The organism is Rhodococcus sp. CX, from assembly GCF_015865005.1.
GTDB lineage: Bacteria > Actinomycetota > Actinomycetes > Mycobacteriales > Mycobacteriaceae > Rhodococcus.
The window spans coordinates 30,205-36,366 of sequence record NZ_JADZGH010000221.1 but is presented as its reverse complement, the minus strand read 5'-3'; the positions used below and the strand labels follow the sequence as shown (position 1 = coordinate 36,366).

The 6,162-nt window shown below is 68.7% G+C and carries 6 protein-coding genes and 2 pseudogenes; 3 read left to right on the top strand and 5 right to left on the bottom strand.

Annotated elements, in window-relative coordinates:
• Positions 1-488: pseudogene (locus tag I0Q12_RS24475) on the top strand (hypothetical protein); the annotation flags it as partial.
• Positions 489-501: 13 nt separating this feature from the next.
• Positions 502-921: a CoA-binding protein gene (locus tag I0Q12_RS24470; RefSeq protein ID WP_197255569.1), complete on the top strand. Its 420-nt coding sequence runs from the start codon at positions 502-504 to the stop codon at positions 919-921.
• 9 nt (positions 922-930) lie between these two features.
• Here I0Q12_RS24470 and I0Q12_RS24465 read toward each other — a convergent pair whose 3' ends face one another.
• The 3 genes from I0Q12_RS24465 to I0Q12_RS24455 all read right to left on the bottom strand — a co-directional run bounded on the left by I0Q12_RS24465 (position 931) and on the right by I0Q12_RS24455 (position 3,474).
• Positions 931-1,443 (bottom strand): hypothetical protein, encoded by a 513-nt coding sequence (locus I0Q12_RS24465; protein WP_197255568.1) that lies wholly within the window; start codon positions 1,441-1,443, stop codon positions 931-933.
• Positions 1,440-2,297 carry a ParA family protein gene (locus I0Q12_RS24460; RefSeq protein WP_197255567.1) on the bottom strand — a complete coding sequence of 286 codons (858 nt, stop codon included), beginning with the start codon at positions 2,295-2,297 and terminating at the stop codon, positions 1,440-1,442. Before I0Q12_RS24460 ends, I0Q12_RS24465 begins: the two co-directional genes overlap by 4 nt.
• Positions 2,298-2,373: 76 nt before the next feature.
• Complete coding sequence (locus I0Q12_RS24455; protein ID WP_197255566.1) at positions 2,374-3,474, bottom strand: zinc-binding dehydrogenase; 1,101 nt, start codon at positions 3,472-3,474, stop codon at positions 2,374-2,376.
• 163 nt (positions 3,475-3,637) lie between these two features.
• Between I0Q12_RS24455 and I0Q12_RS24450 the strand changes: the two genes are divergently transcribed.
• Positions 3,638-4,468: an oxygenase MpaB family protein gene (locus tag I0Q12_RS24450; protein WP_197255565.1), complete on the top strand. Its 831-nt coding sequence runs from the start codon at positions 3,638-3,640 to the stop codon at positions 4,466-4,468.
• Positions 4,469-4,473: 5 nt separating this feature from the next.
• Here the strand turns inward: I0Q12_RS24450 and I0Q12_RS24445 are convergent, their stop codons facing one another.
• A complete protein-coding gene (locus I0Q12_RS24445) occupies positions 4,474-4,959 on the bottom strand; it encodes a hypothetical protein (protein WP_307846493.1) in 486 nt (161 codons plus the stop codon).
• 60 nt (positions 4,960-5,019) lie between these two features.
• A pseudogene (locus I0Q12_RS24440) lies at positions 5,020-6,149 on the bottom strand (hypothetical protein).
• Positions 6,150-6,162 lie beyond the last annotated feature (13 nt).

The following is a 6,162-nucleotide window of genomic DNA, read 5'->3' as shown; positions in this document are numbered from 1 at the left end:
ACGGGATCGCCGAGCGACTGGCCTCGAAGTACCCGGGCGCGATCGCGGCGACGATCGCCGAGTTCGGGCTCGTCGACTCCTACGCCTCCGGATACTGGGGAACCGCGACGACCTCGACCTACGACATGGTCACCTATCTGGATACGAAGATTCGGACCGACCCCGGATCACCGGTGCTCGCGGCGATGTCGTCGGCCAATGATCGGGCGGCGGACGGAACCGCCCAGAACTTCGGTACCGCGCGGTTGCCGGGAGTGGTCGGCACCAAGTGGGGGTGGACGGACGATCGCAGTTCCGCGCACGCGTCGGCGTCGTTCGGACCGGATTTCGTGGTCGCCGCGTCGACCTACGGTTCGGCCGAGCAGCTTTCGTCCGACGTGACCGCCGCATTCACCGACGGTCCGGCCAACCCATCGCCTTCGGATCCGTTCTGCATTCCGATCGCGCCGCCGCTGTGCATACCGGGGACAGCGGTGGCGAGTCCCTAGTATTTTTGCCGCCATGACCAGTTCGTGGCAGGACCCCGATGCCGTCGAGTTCATGCTCGACGAGTGCGACACGTGGGCCGTCGTCGGGTTGTCGGGTGATCCGAGCCGGACCGCGTACGAGATCGCGGAGTTGTTGCAGTCGCGCGGTAAGCGAATCGTGCCGATTCACCCGTCGGCGCCGACGGTCCTCGGCGAGCAGGGCTACGCGACCCTCGCGGACGTCCCGTTCCCGATCGACGTCGTCGACGTGTTCCGGCGTTCGGAGGCTGCCGGCGAGTTCGCGGACCAGGCGGTGGACGTCGGCGCGAAGGCCGTGTGGTTCCAGCTCGGCGTCGTGGACGAGGACGCGTTCGACCGGACGATCGCGGCGGGTGTCCCGATGGTCATGGATACGTGCCCGGCGATCGAGTGGCGCAAACGCGGCTCGCGGTGAGTCAGCCGTTCAGCGGAACGCGTCGCCCTTTGTCCACGCAGCCTTGACGCGTTCGACGATCCGGTCGTGCAGCTTCGACGCTGTGCGCCACCGCATCGCGAGCCGGTCGTAGTCCATGTTGTGTTCGGCGACGATGTCCTTGAGCTGCTCGAGTTCCAGAGGAGCCAGCCGCGCGCGCAGTCCGTCCTCACCGTCGGTGCGGTACACCGCGAACGGGTCGAACGGGCCCGGGGACCGCTTGCCGCGCCGCGCAACCGGTTTCCTCTCGGCCGGTTGCTTGTCGACCGGCGTCGCCGCGACCGGCGCCGGCTGGGGGCTCGCCGGTTCTGCCGCTGCCGCAAGGACACCGGAGAGTGCCTTCGCGAATCTCGGTGTGCGCGCGGCCTCGTCGGCGACGACCTGGACGAGCTTGATCAACGCGGTCGCCACGGCCGGTGTGCTCTCGCTCAGGCGCAGCAGGGCCGCACCGGCCTCCCCGAGTTGCAGGCGTAGTCGGGCCTCGTTTCGGTCGATGTCGGTCACAGCATTACCTGCGCATTCATGAGCACGTCCTCGGTGAGCATACGCAGTGCGTCGTACTGTCCGCTGTTGCCGTACTTGCGCTTGAGCGTGCCGTACGGCACGAAGTCCGCGGACTGCGCGATCTGCGTGGCCTCCGGGATCCACGACGGTGCGACATTGGCGGTCTTCTCGTCGCGCTGCAGTCGCTCGATCGTGCTGCGGTGCAGATTCGACGCGCTGCGGTACTTGGTGATGACCAGCCCGATCTCCTTGATCGGATGACCGACCCGCTCGGCGAACTTCTTCACGCGGGACTGGAGTTGCGGAATTCCGTAGGTGGACAAGATGTCCGGGATCGTCGGGATGATGTATCCGTCGGCGAGCCGCAGGCCGTTGAGGGTGAGCATACCGAGGTTCGGCGGGCAGTCCACGAGGATGTAGTCGTAGCCGTTGGCGATCGGGGCGATCGCGGAGGACAGCACTTCGATCGGGCGGGTCGAGACCGGATCGGCGTACTGCTGGTGGCTCAGTCCCTCCTGGATGTCCATGAGATCGAGCGACGATGCGAGCAGGTCCACGCCCTTGACCGTCTTGACGGACGAGACGTTGCGCTGCAGCGCCTTCTCGATGTCGAAGTCGGGCGCCGACGGATCGACGGCCTTGCGGAACAGTGTCGCGAGGGTCCAGCCGAGTTCGTTGAGTTCCTGCCAGCGTTCCTCGCCGACCATCATGGTGGTCAGGTTGGTCTGCGGATCGAGGTCGATGAGCAGCACCCGCTGCCCGAAGTCGGCGGCCATGAACTCCGCCAGTGCCGCGGTCGTCGTGGTTTTCCCGACGCCGCCCTTCAGGTTGATCGTCGCGATAACCCGCGCCACCACCCGCTCCCTCCGCAAGAACCTCTCGTTGCGCGGGCAACTATACGTCGGTGCGGGTGTGCGGCTTCCGAGCAGGTCAGGGGAACTCGATGATCGCGCGACCCACGATCTCCCCGCGTCCGAGGGCCCGGTATGCCTCGTCGACGTCGTCGATCCCGTAGCGGCGGGTGATCACGCTCTCGGGACGGACCGTCCCGGCGGCGACCATCGCGAGCAGGGCCGGCATGTCGGTGCGGGCGCGGGCGCCGTAGGAGCCGCGAATCTCGAGCTTGCGCCGCACCAGCCGAGCGAGGTCGATCTCGCCGGTCGACCCGGCCGGGGCGATACCCACCACGACGGCACGTCCGCCGTCGTCGAGGACGTTGAGGGCGGTCGCGAACGTGTCGGCGCGGCCGAGCGCTTCGAAGGCGACGCGGACACCGGTGCCGCCGGTCAGTTCGCGAATCGCCTCGACGGGATCGGTGACCGAGGAGTTCACGGTGTGCGTCGCTCCGAGTTTCGTGACGGCGTCGAGTTTGTCGTCGCTGACGTCGACGGCGATGATCTGCGTCGCACCGGCGGCCTTCGCGAACTGGACGATGCTGGAGCCGACCCCGCCGGCCGCGATCACCGCGACGCGGTCGCCGACGACAACCTGCGCGACGTTCGCGACCGCGCCGTACGCGGTGAACGAACTGCACCCGAGGATCGACACCTCACCGAGGCCCACACCGTCGGGGACTCGGAACACGTCGGTGGCGGGAACGACGCAGTATTCGGCGAGTCCGCCCATCGAGTACATGGCCAGCGGAGTGCCGTCGGCGCGGGACAGCCGCGTCTCGCCGTCGTAGAGGGTGCCGCCGAGCCGGTTGTACGCGAAGAACTTCTCGCACAGGTCCTCGGCGCCGCGCACGCAGTGACGGCAGGTGCCGCACGGCATGATGAAGCTGCACACGACCGGGTCGCCGACCGCGAGTCCCTCGACGTCGTCACCGAGTTCGGCGACGGTGCCCGAGACCTCGTGCCCGAGGACCGCGGGCACCGGGAACGCGACCTCCGACCGGAGTACGTGCAGGTCGGTGTGGCACACCCCGCACGCGGAGACCTTCACCAGAACCTCGCCGCGGCGCGGGGCCGGGCGTGGGATGTCCTCGACGACGAGGGTCGGTGCGTTTCCTTCGAACACAGCAGCTTTCACGGCGTGGCGCCTTCCGTTCGGTGTCGTCGGACACGCTCACGCTAGTACTACATCGACGGTCCCCGCGGCAAGAGTCGCCGGACTCTGGCCGATTCCCTCCACCCCGCTGTAGGACTACAGTGGAAAGCAACTGACTACGGTCGTAATCAGATGGAGGGGGCGTATGCGCACCATCGACACACTCGGAGATCTCGTCTCTCCACTCGGCGGCTCGATCAACGCCGCCAACGTGATCATGCAACTCGCTCATCCCGGTGTCGGGCAGGGCGTGGTCGACAGCAAGGTCGACTCCGGCCGGGCCGACCTGCACCCCGTCAAACGTGCCCGCACCACCGGCACCTACCTGGCCGTCGCCGTGTTCGGCACCGAGGACGACCGCGACTTCATCCGTGAATCCGTGAAGAAGATCCACGCGCGTGTCACCTCCGAGCCCGATTCCGTCGTGCGGTACAGCGCCAACTCCCCCGCGCTGCAGCGGTGGGTGGCGCTGTGCCTGCTCAAGTACTTCATCGACCAGCACGAACTGCTCTACGGCCCGCTCACCGAGGAGGAATATCACCGGATCCTGCTCGACGGCAGCACCCTCGGGACGACGCTGAACGTGCGCCCCGAGGCCTGGCCGACCACCCGCACCGAGTACGAGAGGCTCTGGAAGGAGGGGGTCGCGGAGATCTCGATGAACGACGAAGTGCGCGAATACCTCACCGCACTGTGCAATCTCGCTGTTCTCCAGGTGCGCCTCGGCCGGGTGGGTCGCGCGATCCACCGCACGCTCGGGACGCCGTTCGAACTGGTCACACGCGGCGCGCTGCCGCCGGAGTTCCGCGACGTCATGCACTACCCCTGGACCGCCGACGACCAGCGGCGATTCGACCGCTACCTCCGGGCGGTCCGCCGACTCCACCGGGTGACCCCGCACGTGTGGCCGCTGCTGTGGAAGGCCTACCTCGTGGACATGCGCACCCGTCGGCGCCTGGGCCTGCGCGTCTTCTGACCGCGCTATCTGCCCTTGGCTTCGACAGCGATCGTGCCGCGCGCCCCACCGGGCGCAGCGGTCACGGCCGAATCGGCGGTGGCGTAGCCGTGCAGGTCGAGGCTCGGGGCATGGTCGAGGACCGCTCGCACGACGGAGTTTCCGGACAGGGAGATGATGACGCCGTCCGCGCCGGCGGTGGGCAGGTTCTCCCAGAGCGTGCTCTCGGTGCCGATGCTGCGGTTCACCTCGCTCATCAGCAGCGGCACACGGAAGTAGTACATGCGGTCCCATCCGCTGATGCCCGCGGCTTCGGCGACCTCACCGAGTGTGCGGGATTCTCCGTCCGCCAGAACCTTTTCGAAGGCGGTTTCGAGGACCGGGTCCTCCACGATCTCGACGGTGTTCGGACCGCCGCCGCAGGCCGCTCCCGTCGCCGCCACCGCGGCAGCCAGCCCCAGAATCGTCAGCTTCCGCGCCCAGCACGACGCCACTCCGGTAACTCCTGTCACTCGCCCCCCACCACGACGGCGAGAAAGCTATCACCCGGACCGGAGCAAATCCACGGGCGGTCAGACCGGAGGCCGCTCCCTCGCGGTGAGCACTGCGATGTCGCCACGCAGGGCTGCCTGCAGGGACCGGATGGAGCCGGCCGCGGCGTCGACCTGATCCCCCACGAAATGCGTGTTCTCCGCGGACAATTCACGAGCTCCCGAACGTCCGATGAGGCGGTCGATGCGCTCGTCCAGGCTGGCGGTACGTTCGGCGATCCGGTCGTGACGCAACTGCTCCTCCGCCGTGGTGAGCAGATCACCGATGCGCGCGAGCGCCGCGACGCGGTCGACGAGCTGATCCCACACCGCCTCCAGCGCTGTCGCCCTCGCCTCGAGCCCGGCGCGCGCGGCCGGCGCGCTACGTGCCGCGTCGGCGAGTTCCGCGAGCAGCCCGCGCAGGGCGACGGTGTCGACGGCGATCTGGGTGAGTTCGTCGGCCAGATCCAGTTGTGCGCGTTGGACGACGAGTTGCTCGGAGTTCCACGCAGCAGACATTTCGATGCGGTCGTAGAGGCTGCCCGCGAGAAAGAGAAGTGTGTCGTAACGGTCGACGAATCGATCGTCGTCCTCGGGAACCCGGCGGGACAACGCGTCGGCGGCCCGGCGACCCACAGCTTCGGCGGGGGTGCCTTCGGACCAGCGGGCGACCCGCTCGACGGCGACGCCGAGCACGGCGCCGCGCGCCTGGGCGGTGACCGGCACCGACACCGGTACGGGGGTGCGCTGCAGCGCGGCGAACAGCGCGTCGCGCTGCGCCGGATCGAGGTGCACGCCGTCGCGGCGGTCGCGGCGCACGGCCCGGACGCCCTGCGCATAGTGCGCCGGGGAGTGCACGAACGCGCGGTGTGCGGCGCGCCGGGGCGCAGTTCCGCAGCGCGCGACGCGATGCGCGCGTGTTCGTCGGTGAGCCGGCGCAGGTCTCCGAAGCCGTCGAGGGTGGGCAGGGGCCGGCCCGTGCGGCGTCGGACCGCGAGGATCTCGCGGGTTTCCTCGTCGAGGTGCCCGGCGGCCAGGCACAGGGCTGCGGCGTCGCTCAGCGGCGCGTGCCGGCCGTCGATGCGGGCGCGATCGCACCACTGCCGCACCTGGCGGTCGATGCGCTCGCGGCGCAGCGCGGGCGAGTCGAACGTGTGCTCGTCGGACATCATTCAGGGCCTCCTC